A 284-nucleotide genomic window follows, 5' to 3' on the forward strand; every position below is an offset into this window, starting at 1 on the left:
TTCATCATTAATTCAATCTATGCGATTTTTGGTATAACCGTTGAGAATACCGCAGGCGGATGGATTGTTGCTATGGCAATTTTCCCATTACTTTATGTACTCTATAAAAACCGGCTTCAATTTTCAGGGTTCTATAAAAATGGCAAACAAGTAAAACTCTCAAACAGGACAACGACAATCCTGCTTTGCTTCTCGGTGCTAATGTTAACGGTTGCCCCCTTATTTTGCTAACGGAATATAAAAAAGAGCATGTTTTGATCAAAACATGCTCTTTTTTATGCAGT

General features: G+C 36.6%; 1 protein-coding gene. It reads left to right on the forward strand.

The annotated features are described in order from the left end of the window. Positions 1-231, forward strand: a 231-nt coding sequence (locus SB773_RS31185) for a hypothetical protein (RefSeq protein WP_410594146.1), incomplete at its 5' end; no start/stop codon positions are given. Positions 232-284 lie beyond the last annotated feature (53 nt).

Source organism: Bacillus sp. SIMBA_074 (assembly GCF_046534555.1).
GTDB lineage: Bacteria > Bacillota > Bacilli > Bacillales > Bacillaceae_G > Bacillus_A > Bacillus_A mycoides.